The sequence below is a fragment of the Neisseria yangbaofengii genome (assembly GCF_014898075.1).
In the GTDB taxonomy this organism is placed as follows: Bacteria; Pseudomonadota; Gammaproteobacteria; order Burkholderiales; family Neisseriaceae; genus Neisseria; species Neisseria yangbaofengii.
On record NZ_CP062976.1, the window covers coordinates 1,421,980 to 1,443,487 of the forward strand.

Below are 21,508 nucleotides of genomic sequence, written 5' to 3' on the forward strand. Positions count from 1 at the left end.
TTTTTACCCTTTCAGCAGTTCCAGTACCCAGACCAGTTCTGCTGCCGATAATGCGGCTTTGAATTTGGTATTTCTCATCATGGTTTTGAGAGCAACACGCGCGATGTCTGGGTGTACTGCTTGGGCTTTTTGTACGGCGACCGAAGCCATGCGAGAGAGCATGGCTTTGCCTTGGTTGGCGTTGAAGCCTGCGCTCGGGGCGACGAACTTACCTTCAATCCGCAGGCCGGTGCGTTGGGCGTAGCGGGCTTCGCCGGTGTATTCGTTGCTGCCGATGTCGACGGTTTGCGTTTCGAGCGTCGGGCTGGGCAAAACTTTGCCTTCTCCTCCCGCACGCGATAAGGGACGCACGCGGCAGCGGCAGCGGAAATCCAGCGGCGGATACATGGTATCCCACACCGGGTCGGTGGCGGCATAGACACGGCCGTGCATTTTGCGGTGGCTGTCGCGGGTGCGGCTGTCGTTGATGGCGACATATTGCCAATAAGGATGCGTGTCTACCGAATCCATCATCTCGGTATAGCGGCCTGCCATGTAGGCCAACTGCATATTGGTCAGATAGATGGTTTTCAGGCGGTACGGCGTGCCGAGGGTGGCCGTCTGCATTTCGCCGGTGTCGGGATTGGCAACCTCTTGTCTGCCCCACCAGCCTTTGCTTTGCAAAACGGGGGTGAGTTGGCGGCTGAACTCAGTGAGTGTCTCGCCGTTTTCGGCGGCGCGCACCACGGCATCATATATATCGTTGACCACGTCCATGCCTGCGGTTTTGGCCACGGTGAACGCGGTGGCGTGCGCGTCGTCGAGCATATCCTGCCAGTCCCACGATACGTTCACGCCTTTCTGTTTCAGGTATTCAACCGCCGCTTCGGGCTTCATGCCGAAAATGGCTTTGATGTCTTCGGGATTCATGCCAACTCTCCGCGCGCTTCGATGCGGCCGACCAATTCCGACAGGAAAATCACGCGCGCCAGCTCGTTCTGAAGCGCGCTGTCGTCCATATTCGGAAAGGCTTCGGCCAAACGGTCAAGGATATTGTCTTCGGTTTCACCCTTTTGAATTTCAGCGACCAAAGCAGCAGTTAAGGCTTGGCCTTGCGCGTTCAGACGGCCTGTATCGGGCGCGAGCGTGTCGATGATTAAGCCTGCATCGGTATGGTTATGCTCGGCAAACTCGGCCGACGGTTTTTTGCCGCGCAGAAACTCACTGCGTTCATTTTCAGACGGCATCGGCGGGTTTTCAGCCTGTTCGACAATATCGCCGTCTTCCAAACCGTAGGTACGTTTCCAATATTGCGGCGTAAACTTCACACCCGAATCAGATAAGGTTTTATCGCGGTCGGCTCGCTCTTTGGTACCGGCTTCTTCATTTTCAAACAGCTCGAACTTAGGCGCAGGTACATCGCCGAAATTCAGTTCCACCACCCATGCAATCAGCTGATTAAAGGTGCTTTCCACAATTCGGCTGTCGCCGTCACGGATGTCGTCGGCCACTTCCAAGCCTGCTGTTGCGCTGGCGTGGTTGGTTTCTTGCGCGGTGGTCTGATCTTGCCCAAGCAGTGCGATGTTGATTTCCGAGCCGCAGTAGCGGATGAGTTTGTCGTAGGCATCGACCGACGAAGACTTGCCGCCCGCTTCGTGGATTTCCACGCTCGAATCGTTCGGAATCGTACCGACCGAGTTTGCGCTTAGGGCTTCGAGCGCGTCTAAGAGTTTTTCGGTGTCGTCGGGGGTGTTGCTGCGCGGTTCTTTGCCGATCAGCCACGGCGCGCCGTATTTTTCGGTAAATTGAACCCAGAATTTCAGGCCACCGCGTTTGAAGGTAACCAGCCAAAACACCAAACCCAAATCGCCCAAACCGTAGGGATTAAGGTAGTCGGCTTCGTGGGTGGGACAGAGAAATTTATACGGCGGCAGCGGCTCTTGCTTGAGGCCGTTTTGGGTATAGACCAACAGGCCGTCCGAATCAAAACCGAACCACTCCTGCGGCTTGGCCGAAATGTCAGACGGCAGCCATTGCGTATCTTGCGCCCACACTACTTCAATCGGCTGATAACCGAACAGCGGCGCATTGAGAATGTCTTTAATCAGGCGGTAAACATCGGTTTCGACCAACCAGTTTTCGACGAATTGGCGCACGTTTTCCGGCACATTATCGCCCGTGAGCTGCCAGTCCAAACGCGCGACGGCAGCTTTGCGGCGGCGTACCAGGCTGCCCACCAGCGGGTCGCGCAACAATTCGCGGTATACCGAAATCTGTTTTCCCATCTTGCGCAAAATCGGATCGGGATTGGGCAGCCAGCCGTTGAAGCCGTGGGCAAACTGGCGCGACACGGCGATGTGGGCGGTCAAATCTTCGGGCTTGAAGGTCATGCTGCCGTGTTGGGTTTTGAGTTTGAAATGCGGTTTTTTCATTTTCAGACGGCCTGGTTAATAGTGAATCTTTTGCTTACTGATTTTGCCGCAGCAAGCACATTGCCTCAGATGGACAAACCCGATTGGTCGCTCATCTGTTTCGTTCTTGTACAAGGGGATGATTGTCAAATTTTGCCATCGGTGAATACCGAACAAGCACGAAAATTTCATCAAAATCCTCCTGTCAGTCTGCTGCGGCGTTTGATTTTACGGCTGGCCACGCGCACCGGCCCCGCATTGAGTTCGCGGCTGGCGTAATGTGCCAACACCAAGGCAATCGCCGCGTCGCCGTGGCGTTTTCTGCCGTCTTGTCCTTTGGTGCGGGTGTCGGGGATACGCGGTACGCCGCGAACCAGTTCGAAGGCACGCAAATCAGCGAGAATGTCTTCATCTCGCGGCAAGCCGTCGAGTGTGCCGTCTTCCAGTGCTGCCTTAAACGGCGCGGTATGGCTGCGGTACCAGTTTTCAGACAGCATCACGGCCTCCACCACTTCCGCGCCGAACGCGTCGCGCATGGCTTCGGCCAGCGATTGGCCGTTACCGCGTGCGTCCAAGGCTGCGCCGCGCAGGTTGGGCAAGCCGTGCAGCAGGTGCTTCATAATTTGCTCTTGCTGGGCAAACGGCATATTGCCGAGTTCCAGAATAAACGGCGGTTTTAAAATCAGGTCTTTGCCTTGCAATAGCGGCACAATCACAGTGCGGTCGCCGCTGCGGGCGAAGTCTTCGCCGACAAAGGAAACGCGGGCTTTATCCAAACCGTCGAGCAGCGGCTGCAAGGTCTCTTCAATCCAGTCAGCCACTTCACGGGCGCGGCGCGGTTCGGGCAGTAAGCCGAAAGCGTCGGGTTGGTCGTAGCGGATAACGGGGGCGTACGGGGTCATTCGGCTTTCAATTAAGGCGCGGTTGAGCCATTTTCCGCCGCCGTTTTTCGGAATACAGTCCAGCTCTTCGCTGGCATCTTCGCCGTAGAAATCGCGGATTTCCTTGCACCATGCCGCTTCGCCTTCCGGTGTCCAATCCTTGCCCAAGCGTAGGCAGATACGGCGGTACAAACCCTGTTCCACCGCTTCGTCGAAGGTAATGCGGTGGACGGAATAAGGCTTTTTCCCTGCGCGAACGTCGTTAATCAGCTCGTTAAACGGATTGTCCACGCCGTCGTGGGTGGAAATGATGTGTACCTGACCGCCCCACATCAGCAAGGCCATCGCCGCTTTGAGCAATTCGCCGAGCTGTTCGTGGAAGGCGGCCTCATCGATAATCACGCGGCCCTGTTTACCGCGTAGGTTGGACGGCCGGCTGGATAAGGCGGTAATGCGCCAACCTGAAGCAAATCGAATCACAAAGGCCAACACGGATTTCTTGTCGTCGCCTTCGATAAACACTTCTTCGGTTTCTTCAATTTCACCGGCGGCCAAGCCGTAAAACTTTGCCCAGTTGGCACAGTCGCGGATAAATTCCAAGGCCATGTCTTTGTTGTAGCCGATGTACCACGCATTCATGCCTTTGGTACTGGCGGCCAGCAGCGCGGTATCCGCCGCTTCGCCCCAACTCAAACCGATACGGCGCGACTTTTCGCAGATTTTCACCGGCGATTCGTCGGCGCACCAACGCTGTTGGTATGGCAATAAAGCCATAGGCGTGCGGCCTAAGGCTTCGATGGTTTCGGCGATGATGTGTTGCTCGCTCATGAGGCAATACCTAAAATCTGTTTACGGATGGCTTCGGCGGCTTCATCAGACAGGCCGCCTTTTTTGGCCTGTTTGGCCACATCATCGGCGGCAGCCTGCACTTTGGCCTTAACCTTGGCCTGATACTCTTTCAGGCGGGTGCTGGCGGAAATCAAGCCGCTGATTTTCTTCGCACCTTCGGCCATTACGCCGAAACGGTCGAGCGCGTTTAACTCTTCGTTGTCCATTTCGCCGATTTGCACCAACGCATCGAACAGTTCGGTTTGCAGCATGGCCATCAAGGCTTCGCTGCGGGTGTCGCCTTCATCGGATGCGCCTTCGGCAATCAGGCGGGCGGCTTCGGTGCTGGATTTGATGGCGGCAAAGCGGCGTTGTACTTTTTGGCCGTAGCGATGCGCCGCCGAGCGGCTGATTTCGTAGCCCTGCGCCTGCAGCCATTCGGCGATGGCCTGATAATCCGAAAAGCCGTTTTCCACCAGTTTTCGCTCAAACTCGTGGCGGACGGCTTCGGGTAGTTTTTCAATCGTACTGCGTTGCGCCATGCCTAGCTCCACACTTTTTCAGGGCGGGCAATACCGGCACGGCAATCGACCGTGTATTCGGCAATGTCCACGCCCAAGCTGGTCAAATCGGCAAACCACAGGCCGTGTGGCGTTTTGTTGAGCTCCACCAGCTTGCGGTCGGCCAGATAGTCGAGCTGCTGGCGCAATTCCAGCGCGGTGGTTTGCGGGTAAATCGCGTTCATGATGTCGAGCAGAAACACTTCGCTGGTGGTGTGCGGCCGTGCTTTATTAAGCGTGTTGATCAGGTTCCAGCGCATACCTTCACGGCGTTTTTTGGCGATGATTTCTTGGCTAATCATTTTTTCTGACTTTCCATTTTGTAGATTTCAGTGAGCTTTTCGGCCACGTTGTCGAGCTTGGCTTCTAGGATAGATTGGTTGCGGATGTAGTCGTCGCGCAAAACATAAGTCATCGGCAGGCTGGCCGAAAATTCGCCCAGCTGCTTTTCCATCGTTTCGACCTTACCCTGCAAGCGTTCCTGCTGTTTTTGGCGTTCGTCCTGCTGCGCTTGAAATTGCGCCAGCAGCATTTTGCCGAATCCCCAGCACACGCCGAGAAAGCTCAGCAAAAAGCCGACCAGCTGCCAAAATTCGATGTTGATAAATGTTTTTTCCATAACTAGCCGGGGAAACCTTTCTCAAAATATTCTTGGCAAACCACGCAGCGCGTGCAGCCGATTACGGCATGGCGACGGGCTTCGGGAATCGGCTCGCCGCAGTCGTCGCAGTAATAATTGCTGACGGTGGCCGTGCTTTTGTCTTGCTGCTTATAGAGTGCTTCTTCTAAATACAAGGCTTCGAGTTCAGACGCTTTGTCGCAAATATCAGTCATTTTTCAGACGGCCTTTTTCATACCATGCCTGCCAACCGGAAACCTGCGCTTCCAATTTTTGGCAATACGCGCCATAGACCACGGCATGATTTAAGAGTTGTTCGGGTGAGCCGCCGCTCAGACGCTCGGGGCGTTCGTGAATGAGCAGCAGCTCGGAAGAGACGGGCGGAATTTCCGCCACGGTAATGGTTTTAATCGTGGCCAAGGGCGCGGTTGTAGAGTTGCACGCTGTCAGCACCAATGCCGTAAGCGGCTGCCGTCTTTTTGTACGGTTTCATCAATCTGCTTCTCCAATTGAGCCGTTTGGCGGTCGATTTGCTGATAGGCTGCTGCCAAGTCGCGGCTTTGCTGCTGCGCAAAATCAAACCAACGCTGCTTTTCTTCATTGGCGGCTTTAAGCTTTTCGGTATAGAGCTGCTCGGCAGCCAAGGCCGAAGCCTGATAGGTGGCGATGATTTCGGCTTTGTCGGTTTCTGACTGCTTGGCTGCGGCCTGATAGCCGAACATAGCGGATATTGCGGCTGTGCCCAATAGGGTTACAATCAGCACCTGCCACACCGACGCCGGACTAAGCGTTTTCCACATCTTCTTTGCCTTTGTTGATTTCGGCCACTTGCGGAATCGCCGCGATGCCGCGTTTGATTAAGGCATAGCCGCCGACCATTGCGCCATAAGCCCACCACAGCCACTCGGGTGCTTCGGGTGTTTGGGCGAATTTGACGGTCATCACCGCACCGGCCACGTTCGCCCACAGCTTGGTGTGGGAGATGTGGCCGGTAGCGGGGTTGGTGACCAAGCCGCCCAGCCATTTCAAAAATTTCATCATTTTTTCAGACGGCCTTTCTTCTTACGCGCCGCACGTTTGGCGGCAGCCACGCCCGATTTACCGTAGCGCAAACTCGGGTGCTGGCGGATATGGCCAACCGAGGCGCGTGTGATTTTGAGGTCAGTAGGGATAGAGAAGGTATTGGCCATCGCAGCCAGCGATAAGGCCATCAAGGTTTTCTTCATGGCTGCCCCTTAATTGTCGGCGGCCGCGTGAATCAGGTTTTGTGCCACGCGGCGCACCCAGCCTTTGCCGAAGCTGGTAAACGTACCCAGCTTGGTATAAAACACCAAACGCTCGGCATTAAAGCGCAGCAGCAAATCGTTTTCCGGCAGTTTATCGATGGCGGCCAATGACACCGCACCAATCACACCGTCGTCTGGCACGCCTGCCGCGCGTTGCAGCATACGCGCCGCATTGCCGTAGCCGTGGTTGATGCACGCATCGAAAAACTGGAAGGCCACCGCCTCAGGCATTTTGTCGGCGTGGTAGCGTTGCCAAAACGCTTTACGGTAAATTTCAATGGCCTGAGCACGGGTCATGGCACGCATAGAGCCGGTGTAGCCGTTGGCCTGAGCGGTGCGCTTGGTGACACCCCAGTTGGTCTCGCCGCCGGGGTCTTTGGGATGGTTGACATAGCCGCCCTCGTGGGAGAGAACGCGCTCGATGAATTGGTTGAATTTGTCGGACATAAAAAATCCCTGTAACGTTGTTTCGTTATAGGGATTATCGTTTCAGACTGCCTGAAAGGCTTTTAGTACGGATTAAAATTTATTGGGTTTCAATGGTAGAATTTTCCTTACCAATTTGGCTTTTAGCAATAACTATTTCATCAAGTTCATTTTGCAATTTTTTCTTAGTTCTTGGAGGTAAATTAGTTTTCTTTAATTCTTTTTGGATAATTTTTTCGCGTTTATTTAATCTCGTTAAAGCTTTTATTTCCGTGATAGAAAATGCGAAAAAATTAGCTAGTATCCATATGCAAGTATAGCTGAGCAAGATGCTGAGCGGCGGAGAAATGGTGCTAATCAATTTCATTGTATCCGCATCTAAATTTAGATAATTAGCAAGCGCACTCACAATAGTTGCAATACCCGCCGCAGCCAAAGCTGGATTTTGCCAAATATTCTTTTTATCACTCATCACACCATTCCGTATCTTTTTTAACCGATAGTGGCTGGCTGCTATCCGCTTTAATAATGGTTTCGCTGACTAATTTACCATTATGAAAATGTTTAATAACAATGTCTTTTTGACTATCGCCAAATTGAGCATAAAGCCATAATGTCATTGCATAGGCAAAACGATATAGGATTGGGCTTAATAAGATAAGCCCAATCCAAATCATGTTTTGGCTAAAAAATTCCATTACGGTTAACATTGTTTAACTCTTGGCGGCTATTATAAAACCTGCAAAATTTTATATTTTTTGGATTCTTTCCCTAAATCATTCGTATAGGTGGTAACTTCCAAAACCATTTTATACATATCTTCTTTTTTAAAGCTTTGCTGATTAGCGGCAACTTGATTTAAAAACTCATCGTCTAATAATGGTGCAGTGACGATGGTATTTTCATCAAGTTGAATTTTCCAACCTGTATTACCTTCAAAATTGACTTGGCTAAACGAAGCCATAACTGTTATTTTATCAATTCTTGGCGGTAAAGATTTAATTTTTACTTCTTTTATAGCTTTAATATCCGTGTCATTAAATTTTAATTCAAGCTCATCAGCACCGTTTAGAATTTTAAAAACAGGCTCATAACGATGATACAACGGTGCTGCCACAATCTGTTTAATATGTGAGCGAATGGCAGGTGATGCAGTTAATAATGCTTCATCTTTTGGCAGCTCCATAGTTGTACCGTCAGACAACTCCAATTTAGCAAATTCAGGATGCTCATCAGAAGTATGCACCGCAATAATCTCTTTACCGCTAATTTTACGTAAAGCCTTAAAAACACCACCTACAACTGCGCCAGTTACTGTCATAAACCCCAAAGCTTGTAAGATATTTGTCGCCAATTCAGGATTGATTAGTTGGGCAATAAATTCTACTTCCAAAGAGCCTTCTTTGGCGGGGGCAGTAACATAAGTACGGATATTACGATTCTCGCCATTTAAAATTTCATCGGCGCGGTTAATCGCTTGGGCAACATTTTTAATCGCATCTGCTAACAAAACAGCATCCATACGATGCTCTGAAAGTTGATTGTCATCCGCATCGTAAGAAATGCTGAATTCCCATTCGTTTACAGAAAAAAGCTCTTCATTCACTTTTCGATTGCTCCAGTTTATTTTAGTTTTGCATATTAGGCCATCTGAATCTCAGACGGCCTGTTCATTACTCAGCTTTTGCTGTCAAAACCACGCTCGGCAAATTAGTAACGGTAACTTTATAAGCAACTCCACCACGCGCCCATTCGCGGGTTGGGTCTTTTTGTGCATTGTGGCTGTCAATCGCCATTTTGATTTGGTCATTGGTGTCGCGTAACAGCGTGCGGTCTTCAGGAGCAGTTGCAGCAATCAAGGCGGCCGCGGCTTTGGCGAGCTTTTCTGAGTTGTGCTGCTCTTTGTCGGTATTCCATACAACGCGAACAGCCGAAATCTTATCTGTCTTGTCGGTATCAACGGTTAATGTGAGGCCGTCTGAAAAATCGTGCAGCAGATTCTTACCTTCTGTATTGTCGGTAGGAACAACATGCTCTGGAAGTGTCAGGCCAGTTTTTTGGTCGGCAAGCCCTTTATTGGCGGCTTTGTGAAAGTCGGCATAGCCTACGGGCATGGTTTTCAACTCCATTTTGGCTTGCTCTTGTACCGGTGCATTTTGCTCTGTCGGTTGCCCGCCACACGCAGACAAAGCAAAAGCAGCGGCGATTAATAAAGTGAGTGTTTTCATTTTTTGTCCTTTGTTAGCTCAGGTCTTTTGAGATTTGAACCACCTGTCCGATGACCTGAATATCGGGGTGGTTGTCAAGGTTGGGCTGCATGAGTGCATAAGTTTGTGTTTTACGTGCCATAAGCTATTTGACCAGTCTCAACTTCAGCTTTTTTCTCTTGCTGCGCCAGTTGGTAGCAGGCGAAATCCAGCACGCTTTGGCGTGCGGCGGGAGCAAGCTGCCTGAATACGTCCAACCATGCTTGCTCGTCCCGATTTAATTCGGCTTTTTCAGACGGCATTTGTGCCGAACTGTCGTGTCTGCCGTGCATGACGTATTGAACGTCTATGCCCGCTTTTTCAAATCGGAAGAAAAGTTCTGTTTTGGGCTGGCTAATTCCACGTTCGTAATCTCCCCACATTCTTCCTGAAACTCCACATTTTTCAGCAGCTTGCGCCTGTGTCAGACCTAACTTTTTTCTTTCTTCTTTCAATCGGTTGCCTGAAAAGGAAGAGTTCTTCATAAAATACTCCTTGCAAAATAGGAAGAACACTTCCTATAATTCACACATCAAAACACAAACAGCCCCATTCGGGCGGTTTTAACCACAACACGGAGCAAAAAAAATGACACGATTTAATTCCCATCGTCTTCGCCGCGGCAAAGGGATCGCTGAAGCACTTGAACGCCAACGGTTAGAACGTGATTTGCGGCATCATCTGTCAGCTGTTCGGGCGTTGGCAGATCAGCTTTATCCGTCTGCCATAGCGGAACTTGCTGTTCGGAAAGCCATTGATTCAGCAACTGCTGCTTTTGCCCGGGATTTAGCACACGCAGCACATCATGAAACATCGCCTGCAGCGCCCGAAATTCGGCAACCTGAAAAGCCAGACCGTCTGGCTCGGCTGTTAAACGGTCAAGGTGCGGAATTAAACGAAGAAGAGACTCGGCTTCTTCGCGAGAAATGGGGAGGATTGTTGACACTTTACTCACCGGACGTTCCTTATAAATAAGCCATATTTTACCACAAAAGGAAATAAAAATGAATCATAAGACTTTAAGTTTCAAACCTTTACCCTATCCGCAAACGCCAGATTCGGCCCGTGCGTATTTTATCCGGCGCGGCATCAACCGCAGCGCATGGGCAAGGCATTTCGGCCTGCCGGTCAATACGGTAACGCACCTTTTGCGCGGCAGATACCACGGCATGCGGGGGATGAGCCATGAGGCGGCGGTGCTGCTGGGGCTGAAAGAGCGGATCGATGAGCCGGCAAGATAGGCCGCTGCAAGACGGGAGGTTGGTATGAGCAGCAAAGGACAACGTTTATTGAGTGTGTTTAAGGCACTCGAAGCCCATCCGATTATCGGCATCAGCAACAAGGAAATTGCAGACGGCCTCGGTATTTCGCCGGTGCATGTGAGCCGGGATTTGGAGGATTTGATTGAAGCGGGTTTGGCGGTCAGGCTGGATAACGGCAATTTTGCCTACAGCATTAAAACGCTGCAGATTGCGGAACGGTTCCGACAGCAAAATGAACGCATCACCGCAAGACTGAAAGAAATGCAAGACCGCGTCAGCAACGTTTGGTAATCCAAAATGGACGACGTCGTCCATTTTGAAACAACAGAAAAGGAAAAAAACATGAGTTCAGAAATTTTAGGACACACGGTTGATGTTTCGTCTACCGAATTGGTCTTACACAGTGCAAATGTAATGGCGAAATTTGCCAACGGTGAAACTTATAACGAGGCTATCTGGATTGAGCGCGGTCGTTTTGCAGTACGGCAAACGATGGAAGGAATGTTTGAGTTGGGACGCGCACTCATCATTATTAAAGAACATACCCCTCACGGTAGATTTCGTGAAATTGCGGAACAGGAATTTGGCCTACACACCCGAGAAGTAACCAGATTGATGAACGCAACACTCCGTTTTATTGACCCAAAGATGAAAGCAGTACAGCCAAAGTTGATGGATTTAGGCAAATCGAAGCTGCTGGAATTACTGGTGGAAGATGATGACACCTTGCTGGAACTGGCCGAAGGCGGCGAAATCAACGGCAACACACTTGATGATGTTGACCGCATGACGGTGAAAGAGCTGCGCGTGGCCTTACGCGAGAGCCGCGAAACAGCGGAAGCGAAAGACAAGGTGATTGCCGATAAAAACAAAAAAGTCGACGAGCTGGCAGAAAAGCTGGAAAAGAGCAAGAAAACGGTAAAGGAGCCGAAAGCGGAGGATGTGGGCAGCGAGCTGGCCATGCAGCTGACGAGTTTGGAAGTCGGCATCCGCAGCCAAGTAAGCCGTCTGAAAGACCTGTTCGACCAGCTCAACGCCCACCGCGAGGCGCACGGCATCAACCACACCGCCAAGATGGTCGGTACGTTGAATCAGATTATTTTGGATTGCGAAACGCTGCGTGAAAACTACGCGCTGCCAAACGAAGCACCGACCGATGATGTGCCTGAATGGCTGGCGGATGCGGGAAATACGGAGGATTGAGATGAATCCGGCATTAATCGAACGTCTGCAAGCGGTAGACCGGCAGGCGGAAAGCATGGGGCGCGGCGAACGCAGCGCATACCTGAAGCAGCAGGCGGCGGAATTGGGCATGAGTTTGGCCACGCTCTACCGCAAGCTGGAAGCGGTGGCGGTTAAGCCCGAGCGCAAACGCCGCAGCGATGCGGGCAAGTCGGAATTAAGCCTTGAAGAAGCGAAGCTGATTTCGGCGGTGTTGATGGAGGCCATGCGGCGCAACGGCAAGCGGCTGATGGCGGTGCGGCAGGCGGTGGAGATGCTGCGCGCCAACGGCAAAATCGAAGCAGCACGGATTGATGAAGAAACCGGCGAAGTGATGCCGCTTTCGGAATCCACCATCACCCGCGCCCTGCGCGAATACAAGCTGCACCCCGACCAGCTTTTGCAGCCTGATCCTGTGAGCCGCATGAAATCGGAACATCCGAACCATTGCTGGCAAATCGACCCGAGCTTGTGTGTGTTGTATTACCTGCCGCGCCACGGCAAGGATACGGGGCTGCGGGTGATGAAGGAGGAAGAGTTCTACAAGAACAAGCCGAAAAACGTCATCAAAATCGAGCAAGACCGTGTGTGGCGTTACACCGGCACCGATCATGCCAGCGGGACAATCGTGGCACGGTATTACTTTGGCGGCGAGACCAGCGCGAATTTGTGCGATTTCTTCATCTACATGATGCAGGCCAAGCAGGACACCTTGAAAGACCCGTTTCGCGGCGTGCCACGGATGGTGATGCTCGACCCCGGCAGCGCGAATACCTCGGCGGCGTTTAAAAACCTCTGCAAATCGCTGGACGTGCATGTGCAGATTAACAAGCCGGGCAACCCACGCGCCAAGGGGCAGGTGGAAAAAGCCAACGATATTGTCGAGACGGCGTTTGAAAGCGGCCTGCGCTTTACCGAAGTCCACGACATCGACCAGCTCAACGGCTTGGCGGAACGCTGGATGCGCTACTACAACGGTACGCAAATCCACAGCCGTCACGGTATGACCCGCTATCAGGCGTGGAACAAAATCAAGGCCGAGCAGCTGATACTGCCGCCTCCTGCCGATTACTGCCGAGAACTGGCGGTAAGCGCACCGAAAGAAGCGAAAGTGTCACCCGATTTGGAAATCCGCTTCGGCGGCCGCGTGTACAACGTGAAGGACATCAAGGGCGTGTTGGTCGGCCAGAAACTGCTGGTGGCCAAAAACCCTTGGGAATCAAACGGCGCACGCGTAGCAACATTTGATGCAGACGGCAATGAAACATGGGTGGCCGTGCCGCAGGTGGTGTTTGACGAGATGGGTTTCCGTGCAGATGCGGCGGTTATCGGGGCGGAATACAAAGCCCACGGCGAAACATCGGCGCAGCAGCACGCCAAGGAACTCGACAAGTTGGCAATGGGCGCAGAAACCTTGGACGAAGCCGCCGCCAAGCGCAAAGGCAAGGCGGTGCCGTTTGGCGGCGAACTTGACCCATACAAGCATCAGGAAGACACGCTGGCCGCACGCAACACGCTCTATATCGAGCGGCAGGGTTCGCAGATGGATTACAACCGCATGGAAGTGGCCGAGCAGGTGTTGAACAAGGTGGAAGTGGCCAAGTTGCTGAAGCCGCGTATCGAAGCCGCAGGCGGCGAGTGGACACCTTCTATGATGGCCAAACTGGGCAGGCTTTATCCGGATGGAGTGGCCGCCAGCCAGTTGGAAGCGGTATTTAACCAACTGAAAACGGCAGGCCGTCTGAAATTACACAAAACCGCTTAGACCAAATGCGACGACATCGTCACATTTGGCGGAGGAAACGATGAAGCAGGATTTTCAGAAAATCGGCAAATCCTACGCAACCGCCGCTGCCGAAATCGGCTGCAGCAAGCCCATGCTGGTGGCGGTGGTGAACCACGGGAATTGGCCGAAAAAAGGCGCAGACAAGCTGCGCGGGAAGTTGAAACAGTATTTTGAAACAAATGGTGCGGACATTCCCGCTGGCCTGAGAAACGAGCCGGAAGCCGCACCTGCCCACCCTAACGAAAGCGAGGACAAAGAGATGTTATTACGAAAAGCAACCCTGACACAAGCCGCCAAGCAACACTTCGGCATTTTTAAAGACCCTTTTAACGACGAAATCCAGTCTGCCGATGATGTGTACATGACACCGGATGTGCGTTATGTGCGCGAGGCGATGTTTCAGACGGCCTGCCACGGTGGTTTTGTGGCGGTGGTCGGCGAAAGCGGCGCGGGCAAATCCACCCTGCGCGAAGACCTGCAAGACCGTATCAACCGTGAAGGTCGCCAAATCGTCATGATCGAACCGTATGTGCTGGCGATGGAAGACAACGACCAGAAAGGCAAAACGCTCAAAGCGGTGCATATCGCCGAAGCGGTTTTGGCAGCGGTTGCGCCGAATGTATCGCCGAAACGCAGCCCTGAAGCACGTTTTGCCCAAATCCACCGCGCCTTGCAGGAATCGGCCAAAGCGGGCAACCGCCATGTTTTGGTAATCGAAGAAGCCCACGGCCTGCCGATTCCCACACTGAAGCACCTGAAACGCTTTTTTGAATTGAAATCGGGCTTTGAACGCCTGCTGGGGATTGTGTTAATCGGCCAGACCGAATTGGCGCAGAAGCTCAGCGAAAACAACCCGAACGTGCGCGAAGTGGTGCAGCGTTGCGAAGTGGTGACCCTGCTGCCGCTGACCGACGGCAAGCTTAAGGGCTATCTGCAACACAAATTTGCCCGCGCCGGAGCGGACTTGGCCAAAGTGATGGACGGAAGCGCAATCGATGCGGTGGCCGAACGCCTGACTGTTAAAAGCCGCACGGCCAAAGGCACGGAAATGAACAGCCTGCTGTATCCGCTGGCGGTCAATAACTTAGTCAGCGCGGCCATGAATCAGGCGGCAGAGCTGGGGTTTGATGTGGTGGACGGCGATGTGGTGAGAGGTGTGTGATGAGTGCGAAACGGTTAATGATTGCTTACGTGGTTTTATTGCTGGTAGCACTGACAGCCATGTTGCAGAGCTGCCAAAACCAACCAGCACATGCTGCCGATGCCCAAGCCGCCGACCAAGCGTGGGAAGCGGTGTACGGCGGCATGAGTGAGACGGAGTTGGCCAAAGCGGTGGTATTGGAGCCGGTGGGAGGTGTGCAATGAAAGTGGAACGTGATTACAGCAACATCAAAGCCAAAGTATGGCGCGAACGCTCAGGCTTTTTATGCTGCGAGCTAAGCAGCCTGAATGATGAATTTATCCTGCTGATGGTATCGGCAGACAAAGGCGAAGACGAGGCAGATTTGGTTCAGACGGCCTTGAATTGTTTGAATCATAAGGATTTAGCCTTGGCAGGCAGAAAGGCGGCGTGATGAAAGCGAAAATTTATGCTCTATACAAAGGCGAGAGTCTGATTGACACAGGCACTATGTACCAATTGGCCAAACGGCAGAACGTGCAAATCAAGACAATCTCTTTTTACCAAACGCCATCCTATCAAAAGCGCAATCGCGGTAGGAATCATCGAACGCTTGTGTGTATTTCCGGAGCCGAAAAATGATAGATGTGAACCAGTTAATCCAACTGCAAAGAAAGATTGAAAAAGCAGTTTGGGACTTTGACGATAAAAACCGCGCTTATTTCCCGCCGGAGGCTTTCAGGCGGCTGATTTGGGAAAGCCATCCGCAGGGCTTCGTCTTCGAATGGATGGGTATGCAGCAGGTGTTCGAGCAATTTTTAAAAGAGCACCATCCGGAAGTATTTGCTGAGTTGGAAGCTGTATTTAAAAGTTTTGAGGAACTGTCATGAAAGTACGTTGCCCTGCCTGCGGTGCCAGCATGAGCTTGGATGTGTTGATTGCGCATGATGACGCCCGCGAAACCTTGATTGCGCTGACGGGTATTTCAGACGATCTGGTCAAGGCGGTGTTGAAGTATCTGACATTGTTCAGGCCGTCTGAAAAGGATTTGAGTTTTAACAGGGTTTCAAAGCTTTTGGGGGAGCTGGTGCCTATGATACAGGCCGGAGAGATTACGCGTAACCGCACAATCTATCCTGCGCCACGCGAGGCTTGGGTTTGGGCGGCGGAAAGATGTGTTGAAGCACGCAATGCAGGCCGTCTGAAAACGCCCTTAACCAGCCACGGTTTTCTGCTGGAAAACATCACGTTTTGGACACCCGAGAAAACGGCGGTACGGCCAACCGCAACAGGCGGCATAGCGGCGGTCGGCCACTACCATGCACCCGAACCGCAAAGCAAACTGCGTGGCGGTGTGGGCGACTTAATGGAGTGGGCAAATGAGGCAGGAGAATGACTGGCTGAAAAAAGAAATCGCCAAAGGCTTTATGCTGCTCTCGGCCTTGAACCTCAAAGGCCGTCCGGCGGCGAAAGACCTAACAGCGGTGGCCGAAGTCTGGTACGGCCTGTTGGCCAAGCAGCAATGGCAGCCCGAACGCGACATACCGCGTTTTCAAACGGCCTTTGAAACCATCGCCGCCACGCAGACCGAATGGCCTAATCCGGCCGATTTTGCGAAGTATCTGTCGCCCTTACCCGTAAAGATGGTGCCGAAGCTGGAAAAGAAACACGTCCGCACCGAATACGGCAAGGCGCAGATGGAAATTTTGAAACAGCAGTTGGCTGAACTGAGAACCCAAAACGCACCGTGTATGAACCGCGACTGGATACACGGCCCGCGACACCGCTCGGTGGAGGAATGCAAACGGATTTATGCCGAAAGGCAGAAAGAGAAGGAAAAATGAAACAAATTGAAAACGGTCTGGCAGATTTGCTGCTGGAATTTGTCACGGAATATTTTGAAGAGTTTGAAAAGTATGCCGCTGCAAACGGATTTGATGACGATGCGGTTGCAGATGCCGTAGAAGCCCTGAAAGGAGAAGAAAATGACTGATTTAAGCCAATACCGCCAAGATGCCAAGGGTAATTTAGTACCTTTGGCCAACATCAAAGAAATTGACCTGCTGCGCGATGAGCTGGTGATGGAAATTGCCGGTAAGGCGCATAAGGTGCAGCAGCAGATGACTGCGTTTAAAGCCGATTCGATGGCCGATATTGCTGCTTTTGTGCAGCTCTCTGCCGACCGCTACGATGTGGCCGTGGGCGGCAAGAAAGGTAACGTGACCCTGCACAGCTTCGACGGCGCATACCGCGTCAACCTCTCCATGCAGGATTCGCTGGTGTTTGACGAAGGTTTGCTGGCGGCCAAAGCCCTGATTGACGAGTGCATCAACGAGTGGACGGAAGGCAGCCGCAGCGAGCTGAAAACGCTGATTAACGCGGCGTTTCAGGTGGACAAAGAAGGAAACATCTCCACCGCCCGCGTACTCGGTCTGCGCCGCTTGGAAATCAAAGACGAAAAATGGCAACGCGCGATGGAAGCCTTGAGCGACAGCTTGCAAGTGCATACCAGTAAGCAGTTTGTGCGGGTGTACAAACGCGATGATGCCGGTGAGTATCAGCTGGTGAGTTTGGATATTGCGAAGATTTAAACAATCAAACCGCGCGGCACGGTCTGTCGCTCATTAATCTTTTGGAGTCAATCATGAATAAAACTGAATTTGTAAATGCGGTCGTTGAGAAAATTAATGCCAACAGCGACTATATTCGTAAAGAAACCGTGGCTAAGGTGCTGGCGGCGTTTGAAGACGTTATCGAAGCAGAGCTGGTGGCCGGTAACGATGTGCAATTGACGGGCTTCGGCACTTTTTATGTTGCTCAAACCACCGAGCGCATGGGACGCAATCCGAAAACCGGCGAAGCTTTAATGCTCCCTGCACGCAAAGCCCCGAAATTTAAAGCAGGCAGTAATTTGAAAAAAGCACTCAATTCATAAGCGGTTTAAATAAAGGCCGTCTGAAATCAGTCGTCAACGTCAAGTAGGCAGCTGGTTTTCAGGCGGCCTTTTTTTATTTGCCAACGACATGGCAAGCGGATAGAATAAACGCTAATTTATTGATTTTACGCTATAAATGAAACAACGTTTCACAGAGTGAAACAGAAAGGATTGGGTATGGAAACCGCCAAGCAGACCAAACAGCGTTTAATCCGCCTGATCCACGTGGCGAAAACGCAGTTGATGATGAGTGATGCCGATTATCGGGCATTGCTGGCCAATGTGTCATGCGGCAAAACCAGCAGCACCAAGCTGAGCATTGCCGAGCTGGAATTGGCCATCCGCGCGATGAAAGCCAAGGGCTTTGTGGTCACAACCAAGCAAAACAGCGCGGCCAAACCGGACATCAAGGTGCGCCCCGCGCACAAGGCCGTTGATGCGCAAATCAAGAAAATTCGTGCGCTGTGGTTGACCCTGCATGATTTGGGCGAAGTACGCAGCCCGTCGGAATTGAGTTTGGCCAAATTTGTGAAGCGCATGACGGGTGTGGATTACCACGGCTGGCTCGACAGCGACAATGCCAGCAAGGTCATTGAGCATTTGAAAGAGTGGGAAAAACGGGCATTAAAGAAAACGGGGGTGGCAAGTGGCTGATGAAAGAGTACCTGAGCTGGTGGCCGATTTGGAAGACCAAACCGCTGCCTGCTTGATTGCCGAGCTGGCGATGGAAAAAAGCCGTGCGCTGGAAGTGGCCAAAAAAGTTGCACGCCACATCACCAACAACTGGGGAGGCCAGCTGATTTACATCCCAAAAAACCATTTTGGCCAATTGTCGGAACGCGACCGCAAGCTGTATGAAGAGTTTAATGGCCACAACCATGCAGCCCTGAGCAAGAAATATAACCTGACAGTGCAGCAGGTTTATCGCATTGTGAAAGAAGTCGGCATGCGTGAACGGGCAAAAAATCAGTCAGATTTGTTTGCGTAATGGCGGATGAAATCAGAATAGCGGTCAGGTTTTGTCCTGACCGCTTTTATATTGCGTTTCTCGGCTTGGTCGGGGGTTTGCCTACCCTAAGCGCGAAACGCGCTAAAAATGCCGTTTTTGCGCCTTTGGGGAAAAACAAGTTTTAAACCGCATTAAAAGCCGTTTCAGACGGCCTTTGTCAAAATAGCCTCATCAATCCGATGAGGCTTTTTTTGTGAAAAAGTTTTTTGAAATTTTTAAATCCGGCACGCGCACCGACAACAACGGCCGCACGGTGACGATTACCGATGCGGATGTTGCGCAGGCGGCTGCGGCGTATGACCCCAAGCTGCATGAAGCCCCGCTGGTTATCGGCCATCCTAAAATCGATGCCCCGGCCTATGGCTGGGTGGGTGGCTTACACGCCGATGGTGGCGTGTTGTCTGCCGATTTCGCACAGATGGACGATGACTTTGTCGGCTTAGTGCAAAGCGGCCGCTATAAAAAGGTGTCGGCCAGCTTCTATCCGCCCGACAGTCCGAGTAATCCGAAGCCCGGCTCTTGGTATTTGCGCCATGTCGGCTTTCTCGGCGCACAGCCGCCTGCGGTGAAAGGCTTGTCCGCCATCAACTTTGCCGAAGACGATGTGTATGTGGAATTTTCAGAAGCTGCGCACGGTTATGCTGCCGGTTTATTTGTCCGCCTGCGTGAATTTTTGATTGAAAAATTCGGCATTGATGAAGCGGATAAAGCTGTACCGAGCTGGCAGATTGAAAATTTGGAATGGGCAGCGAAATCTGCCGATACATCACCCACCCCGGCTTTTGCCGACCCCGTAACCCCAACAGAACCTCAAAACCATGAAAACAAGGAGACCGATATGTCGCCCGAAGAACAACTGGCAGCCGAAAAAGCCGCCCGTGAACAAGCCGAAGCCAAGGCTGCTACTGCGGAAGCGGAGCTGAAACGCTTGAAAGACGAACAAGACCGCGACTTGCGCGACGGCAAGCATGAGCAGAATGCCGAATTTGCCGAAGGCTTGGTGAAAGCAGGCCGTCTGAAACCGGCCGATAAAGACTTGGTGGTGCAGGTGTTGGATTTTGCCGAATACCCCGAGCATACCAGCGTCGATTTCGGCGAAGGCGAAGCGAAAAAGCCGCTTTCTGAAGCCCTGCGTGCGTTTTTGGGTGCGGTGCTGCCCACGCAGAATTTGGGCGGCAAGTTTGCCCAAGGCCGAACGGCAATGGATTTTGCCGAAGGCATGAGCCACCACGACCGCGCGCTGGCCTATCAAAAGGTACACGGTTGCAGCTATGAAGAAGCCGCCCGTCGCACCGCGCAAGATTAACCCCTGTATCGAAAAGGAAACACAATGAGCAAGCATTTAGCAGCGTTGCGCGAAAAAGACGAAGTGCTGACCCATCTGGCGGTCGGCTACCGTCAGACCGGCTTTGTCGGCGAACAAATCGCGCCGGTGGTGTACACCGAAAAAGAAGGCATCAAGGTGCCGGTATTCGGCAAAGGTTCGTTTGTCGAATACGAAACCGAGCGTGCGGTCGGCGCGGCCAGCAACGTGATTACGCTGGACCGCGGCAAGACCATGCCGGTGGTATTGGAAGAGCACGACTTGGCGGCCGGTGTGGACTACCGCGAGCAGCACGAAAGCCGCCATGACGAAAAAGCCAAGGCCGCACGCCGCGTAACCGCCGGTATCCAGCTGAAGCAGGAATTGGAAATCGCCCGTCTGATTCAGGATAAATCGGTGTACCAGTCCGGCCATACCGAAGACTTGTCATCCGCCGCCGAAAAACAGTGGACACACGAGCAATCCGACGTGCAGGAAGCGTTGGAAACCGCCAAAGAGAAGGTGCGCGCCGCCTGCGGCATCCGCCCGAACATCTTGGTGGTGGGTGCGCAAGTATTGAGCAAGCTGCGTATGAACGCAGGTTTGCGCAGCCACCTCTCGGCCAACGACCGCAAGGTATTGCTCAACATCGAAACCCTGAAAAACCTGCTCGATGTGGACGACATCATTGTCGGTGAGTCGGTGTATGCAGAGGGCAGCGGCAAGGCCACCAAAGACGTATGGGGCAATTTTGCCAGCCTGATTGTGCGCCCGACCATGATTGCAGACGGCAACGACGAAGGCCAAACCGCCTTTGCCTACACCTTCCGCCGCCGCGGCATGCCGGTGGTCGACCGTTACGATGCAGTGGGCGGCAAAGTGGAATACGTGCGCTATACCGACATCCGCAAAGCGGCGGTGGTCGGCGGCGCGTGCGGCTATCTGTTCCAAAACGTGATTGCTTAAATGCGACGACATCGTCGCTTTTGATAAAGGCCGTCTGAAAGCCTTTCAGACGGCCTCAGGAGAAACCGGGTGACTTTACAAGTGAAATTCGAAGACCTTGATGCCAAGGTCAAGGTAGCGGAATACCACCGTATCGGCGAAACCACCGCCATCGTCTGCTCGCTGACGCTGCAATCGGGGTTTGTGGTTATCGGTCAGGCCGCCTGCCTGAACCCTGATGTATTTGACAAGCAGGCAGGTTGCGAGCTGGCCTATCAGGATGCCATGCGTAAATTATGGGAGCTGGAAGCCTACCGCGTCAAAGAAAATGCTTTTGCAGAAAAGGAGGCCGTTCATGGCTAAACAAACCAAACAGGTGGTGTTGACCACCACCATCAAAACCACCGGCAAGGTGGTGGAAAACCGCTTCGTAACCTACGCCGGCAAACAGGCAAAGGCCAACGAAGCCGTGCTGGGTGTAGCTGCCTACGATGCTGACGAGAACGAACTCTTGGCTGTTGACGTGGTCGGCATTGCGCTGGTGGAAGCTGGCGGTGAAGTGGCCGCAGGTGCAGCGGTATCTGCTGATGCACAGGGTTGTGCGGTGGCCGGTACGCAGAATGTGGCTGGCACGGCGGTAACGGCTGCAGCGGCTGCAGGTGACTTTATCCGCGTTTTGCTGAAAGGTTAA

General features: G+C 52.5%; 37 protein-coding genes. 19 read left to right on the forward strand and 18 right to left on the reverse strand.

Features of this window, described 5'->3' with window-relative positions; genetic code table 11:
* Positions 1–3: 3 nt before the first annotated feature.
* The 18 genes from H4O27_RS06800 to H4O27_RS06885 form a co-directional block, all read right to left on the reverse strand.
* A complete protein-coding gene (locus H4O27_RS06800) occupies positions 4–909 on the reverse strand; it encodes a phage head morphogenesis protein (protein WP_165009651.1) in 906 nt (301 codons plus the stop codon).
* A complete protein-coding gene (locus H4O27_RS06805; protein ID WP_165009653.1) occupies positions 906–2,411 on the reverse strand; it encodes a DUF935 domain-containing protein in 1,506 nt (501 codons plus the stop codon). Before H4O27_RS06805 ends, H4O27_RS06800 begins: the two co-directional genes overlap by 4 nt.
* 170 nt (positions 2,412–2,581) lie before the next feature.
* Positions 2,582–4,099: a terminase large subunit domain-containing protein gene (locus H4O27_RS06810; RefSeq protein WP_165009655.1), complete on the reverse strand. Its 1,518-nt coding sequence runs from the start codon at positions 4,097–4,099 to the stop codon at positions 2,582–2,584.
* Complete coding sequence (locus tag H4O27_RS06815; protein WP_165009657.1) at positions 4,096–4,641, reverse strand: DUF3486 family protein; 546 nt, start codon at positions 4,639–4,641, stop codon at positions 4,096–4,098. The genes H4O27_RS06810 and H4O27_RS06815 overlap by 4 nt, the downstream gene beginning before the upstream one ends.
* A gap of 2 nt (positions 4,642–4,643) precedes the next feature.
* Complete coding sequence (locus H4O27_RS06820) at positions 4,644–4,961, reverse strand: hypothetical protein (protein WP_165009659.1); 318 nt, start codon at positions 4,959–4,961, stop codon at positions 4,644–4,646.
* Positions 4,958–5,278 (reverse strand): hypothetical protein, encoded by a 321-nt coding sequence (locus tag H4O27_RS06825; protein WP_165009661.1) that lies wholly within the window; start codon positions 5,276–5,278, stop codon positions 4,958–4,960. Before H4O27_RS06825 ends, H4O27_RS06820 begins: the two co-directional genes overlap by 4 nt.
* 2 nt (positions 5,279–5,280) lie before the next feature.
* A complete protein-coding gene (locus tag H4O27_RS06830) occupies positions 5,281–5,493 on the reverse strand; it encodes a TraR/DksA family transcriptional regulator (protein ID WP_165009663.1) in 213 nt (70 codons plus the stop codon).
* On the reverse strand, positions 5,486–5,698 hold the full coding sequence (locus tag H4O27_RS06835; protein ID WP_165009665.1) for a hypothetical protein: 213 nt from the start codon (positions 5,696–5,698) through the stop codon (positions 5,486–5,488). Before H4O27_RS06835 ends, H4O27_RS06830 begins: the two co-directional genes overlap by 8 nt.
* A 26-nt stretch (positions 5,699–5,724) precedes the next feature.
* Complete coding sequence (locus tag H4O27_RS06840) at positions 5,725–6,078, reverse strand: hypothetical protein (RefSeq protein WP_165009667.1); 354 nt, start codon at positions 6,076–6,078, stop codon at positions 5,725–5,727.
* Positions 6,062–6,316, reverse strand: coding sequence for a hypothetical protein (locus H4O27_RS06845; RefSeq protein WP_165009759.1), 255 nt, complete (start codon positions 6,314–6,316; stop codon positions 6,062–6,064). The genes H4O27_RS06840 and H4O27_RS06845 overlap by 17 nt, the downstream gene beginning before the upstream one ends.
* Positions 6,316–6,504 (reverse strand): hypothetical protein, encoded by a 189-nt coding sequence (locus tag H4O27_RS06850; RefSeq protein WP_165009669.1) that lies wholly within the window; start codon positions 6,502–6,504, stop codon positions 6,316–6,318. The genes H4O27_RS06845 and H4O27_RS06850 overlap by 1 nt, the downstream gene beginning before the upstream one ends.
* A gap of 9 nt (positions 6,505–6,513) precedes the next feature.
* On the reverse strand, positions 6,514–7,011 hold the full coding sequence (locus H4O27_RS06855) for a glycoside hydrolase family 108 protein (RefSeq protein ID WP_165009671.1): 498 nt from the start codon (positions 7,009–7,011) through the stop codon (positions 6,514–6,516).
* A 79-nt stretch (positions 7,012–7,090) separates the two neighbouring features.
* The gene (locus H4O27_RS06860) at positions 7,091–7,462 is read right to left on the reverse strand and encodes a hypothetical protein (RefSeq protein WP_165009673.1); all 372 of its coding nucleotides are present in this window, start codon (positions 7,460–7,462) and stop codon (positions 7,091–7,093) included.
* The gene (locus H4O27_RS06865; protein ID WP_165009675.1) at positions 7,455–7,700 is read right to left on the reverse strand and encodes a hypothetical protein; all 246 of its coding nucleotides are present in this window, start codon (positions 7,698–7,700) and stop codon (positions 7,455–7,457) included. Before H4O27_RS06865 ends, H4O27_RS06860 begins: the two co-directional genes overlap by 8 nt.
* A 20-nt stretch (positions 7,701–7,720) precedes the next feature.
* Complete coding sequence (locus H4O27_RS06870; RefSeq protein ID WP_165009677.1) at positions 7,721–8,596, reverse strand: LAPAL motif-containing putative phage structural protein; 876 nt, start codon at positions 8,594–8,596, stop codon at positions 7,721–7,723.
* A gap of 67 nt (positions 8,597–8,663) precedes the next feature.
* Positions 8,664–9,218, reverse strand: coding sequence for a hypothetical protein (locus H4O27_RS06875; RefSeq protein WP_165009679.1), 555 nt, complete (start codon positions 9,216–9,218; stop codon positions 8,664–8,666).
* Between the two features lie 110 nt (positions 9,219–9,328).
* On the reverse strand, positions 9,329–9,721 hold the full coding sequence (locus H4O27_RS06880) for a helix-turn-helix domain-containing protein (protein WP_165009681.1): 393 nt from the start codon (positions 9,719–9,721) through the stop codon (positions 9,329–9,331).
* A gap of 113 nt (positions 9,722–9,834) precedes the next feature.
* Complete coding sequence (locus H4O27_RS06885; RefSeq protein WP_165009683.1) at positions 9,835–10,191, reverse strand: hypothetical protein; 357 nt, start codon at positions 10,189–10,191, stop codon at positions 9,835–9,837.
* 49 nt (positions 10,192–10,240) lie between these two features.
* On the opposite strand from H4O27_RS06885, the gene H4O27_RS06890 reads away from it, so the two are divergent.
* The 19 genes from H4O27_RS06890 to H4O27_RS06980 all read left to right on the forward strand — a co-directional run bounded on the left by H4O27_RS06890 (position 10,241) and on the right by H4O27_RS06980 (position 21,508).
* On the forward strand, positions 10,241–10,477 hold the full coding sequence (locus H4O27_RS06890) for a DNA-binding protein (RefSeq protein WP_165009685.1): 237 nt from the start codon (positions 10,241–10,243) through the stop codon (positions 10,475–10,477).
* Between the two features lie 24 nt (positions 10,478–10,501).
* The gene (locus H4O27_RS06895; protein WP_165009687.1) at positions 10,502–10,789 is read left to right on the forward strand and encodes a DNA-binding protein; all 288 of its coding nucleotides are present in this window, start codon (positions 10,502–10,504) and stop codon (positions 10,787–10,789) included.
* A gap of 51 nt (positions 10,790–10,840) precedes the next feature.
* On the forward strand, positions 10,841–11,701 hold the full coding sequence (locus H4O27_RS06900) for a hypothetical protein (RefSeq protein WP_165009689.1): 861 nt from the start codon (positions 10,841–10,843) through the stop codon (positions 11,699–11,701).
* 1 nt (position 11,702) lies between these two features.
* Positions 11,703–13,484: a TnsB C-terminal domain-containing protein gene (locus H4O27_RS06905; RefSeq protein WP_165009691.1), complete on the forward strand. Its 1,782-nt coding sequence runs from the start codon at positions 11,703–11,705 to the stop codon at positions 13,482–13,484.
* A gap of 40 nt (positions 13,485–13,524) precedes the next feature.
* Complete coding sequence (locus H4O27_RS06910) at positions 13,525–14,667, forward strand: ExeA family protein (protein WP_165009693.1); 1,143 nt, start codon at positions 13,525–13,527, stop codon at positions 14,665–14,667.
* Complete coding sequence (locus H4O27_RS06915; protein ID WP_165009695.1) at positions 14,667–14,870, forward strand: hypothetical protein; 204 nt, start codon at positions 14,667–14,669, stop codon at positions 14,868–14,870. Before H4O27_RS06910 ends, H4O27_RS06915 begins: the two co-directional genes overlap by 1 nt.
* Positions 14,867–15,079 carry a hypothetical protein gene (locus H4O27_RS06920; RefSeq protein WP_165009696.1) on the forward strand — a complete coding sequence of 71 codons (213 nt, stop codon included), beginning with the start codon at positions 14,867–14,869 and terminating at the stop codon, positions 15,077–15,079. Before H4O27_RS06915 ends, H4O27_RS06920 begins: the two co-directional genes overlap by 4 nt.
* Before the next feature lie 184 nt (positions 15,080–15,263).
* Positions 15,264–15,515, forward strand: coding sequence for a hypothetical protein (locus tag H4O27_RS06925; RefSeq protein WP_165009698.1), 252 nt, complete (start codon positions 15,264–15,266; stop codon positions 15,513–15,515).
* Entirely contained in the window at positions 15,512–16,021 is a 510-nt protein-coding gene (locus tag H4O27_RS06930; protein WP_165009700.1) for an HI_1489 N-terminal domain-containing protein, read from the forward strand. The genes H4O27_RS06925 and H4O27_RS06930 overlap by 4 nt, the downstream gene beginning before the upstream one ends.
* Positions 16,005–16,469: a hypothetical protein gene (locus H4O27_RS06935; protein ID WP_165009702.1), complete on the forward strand. Its 465-nt coding sequence runs from the start codon at positions 16,005–16,007 to the stop codon at positions 16,467–16,469. The genes H4O27_RS06930 and H4O27_RS06935 overlap by 17 nt, the downstream gene beginning before the upstream one ends.
* Positions 16,466–16,618: a hypothetical protein gene (locus H4O27_RS06940; RefSeq protein ID WP_165009704.1), complete on the forward strand. Its 153-nt coding sequence runs from the start codon at positions 16,466–16,468 to the stop codon at positions 16,616–16,618. The genes H4O27_RS06935 and H4O27_RS06940 overlap by 4 nt, the downstream gene beginning before the upstream one ends.
* Positions 16,611–17,216 (forward strand): DUF3164 family protein, encoded by a 606-nt coding sequence (locus H4O27_RS06945; protein WP_165009706.1) that lies wholly within the window; start codon positions 16,611–16,613, stop codon positions 17,214–17,216. The genes H4O27_RS06940 and H4O27_RS06945 overlap by 8 nt, the downstream gene beginning before the upstream one ends.
* Before the next feature lie 53 nt (positions 17,217–17,269).
* Positions 17,270–17,560 carry an HU family DNA-binding protein gene (locus H4O27_RS06950; protein WP_165009708.1) on the forward strand — a complete coding sequence of 97 codons (291 nt, stop codon included), beginning with the start codon at positions 17,270–17,272 and terminating at the stop codon, positions 17,558–17,560.
* A gap of 177 nt (positions 17,561–17,737) precedes the next feature.
* Positions 17,738–18,214, forward strand: coding sequence for a gp16 family protein (locus tag H4O27_RS06955; RefSeq protein ID WP_165009710.1), 477 nt, complete (start codon positions 17,738–17,740; stop codon positions 18,212–18,214).
* Positions 18,207–18,548 (forward strand): Mor transcription activator family protein, encoded by a 342-nt coding sequence (locus H4O27_RS06960; RefSeq protein WP_165009712.1) that lies wholly within the window; start codon positions 18,207–18,209, stop codon positions 18,546–18,548. The genes H4O27_RS06955 and H4O27_RS06960 overlap by 8 nt, the downstream gene beginning before the upstream one ends.
* Positions 18,549–18,762: 214 nt before the next feature.
* Positions 18,763–19,875, forward strand: a complete 1,113-nt coding sequence (locus H4O27_RS06965; RefSeq protein ID WP_165009714.1) for a 2-oxoacid:acceptor oxidoreductase — start codon at positions 18,763–18,765, stop codon at positions 19,873–19,875.
* A 24-nt stretch (positions 19,876–19,899) separates the two neighbouring features.
* Entirely contained in the window at positions 19,900–20,838 is a 939-nt protein-coding gene (locus H4O27_RS06970; protein WP_165009716.1) for a hypothetical protein, read from the forward strand.
* A gap of 69 nt (positions 20,839–20,907) precedes the next feature.
* Positions 20,908–21,180 carry a Gp49 family protein gene (locus H4O27_RS06975; protein WP_165009718.1) on the forward strand — a complete coding sequence of 91 codons (273 nt, stop codon included), beginning with the start codon at positions 20,908–20,910 and terminating at the stop codon, positions 21,178–21,180.
* On the forward strand, positions 21,173–21,508 hold the full coding sequence (locus H4O27_RS06980; protein WP_165009720.1) for a capsid cement protein: 336 nt from the start codon (positions 21,173–21,175) through the stop codon (positions 21,506–21,508). Before H4O27_RS06975 ends, H4O27_RS06980 begins: the two co-directional genes overlap by 8 nt.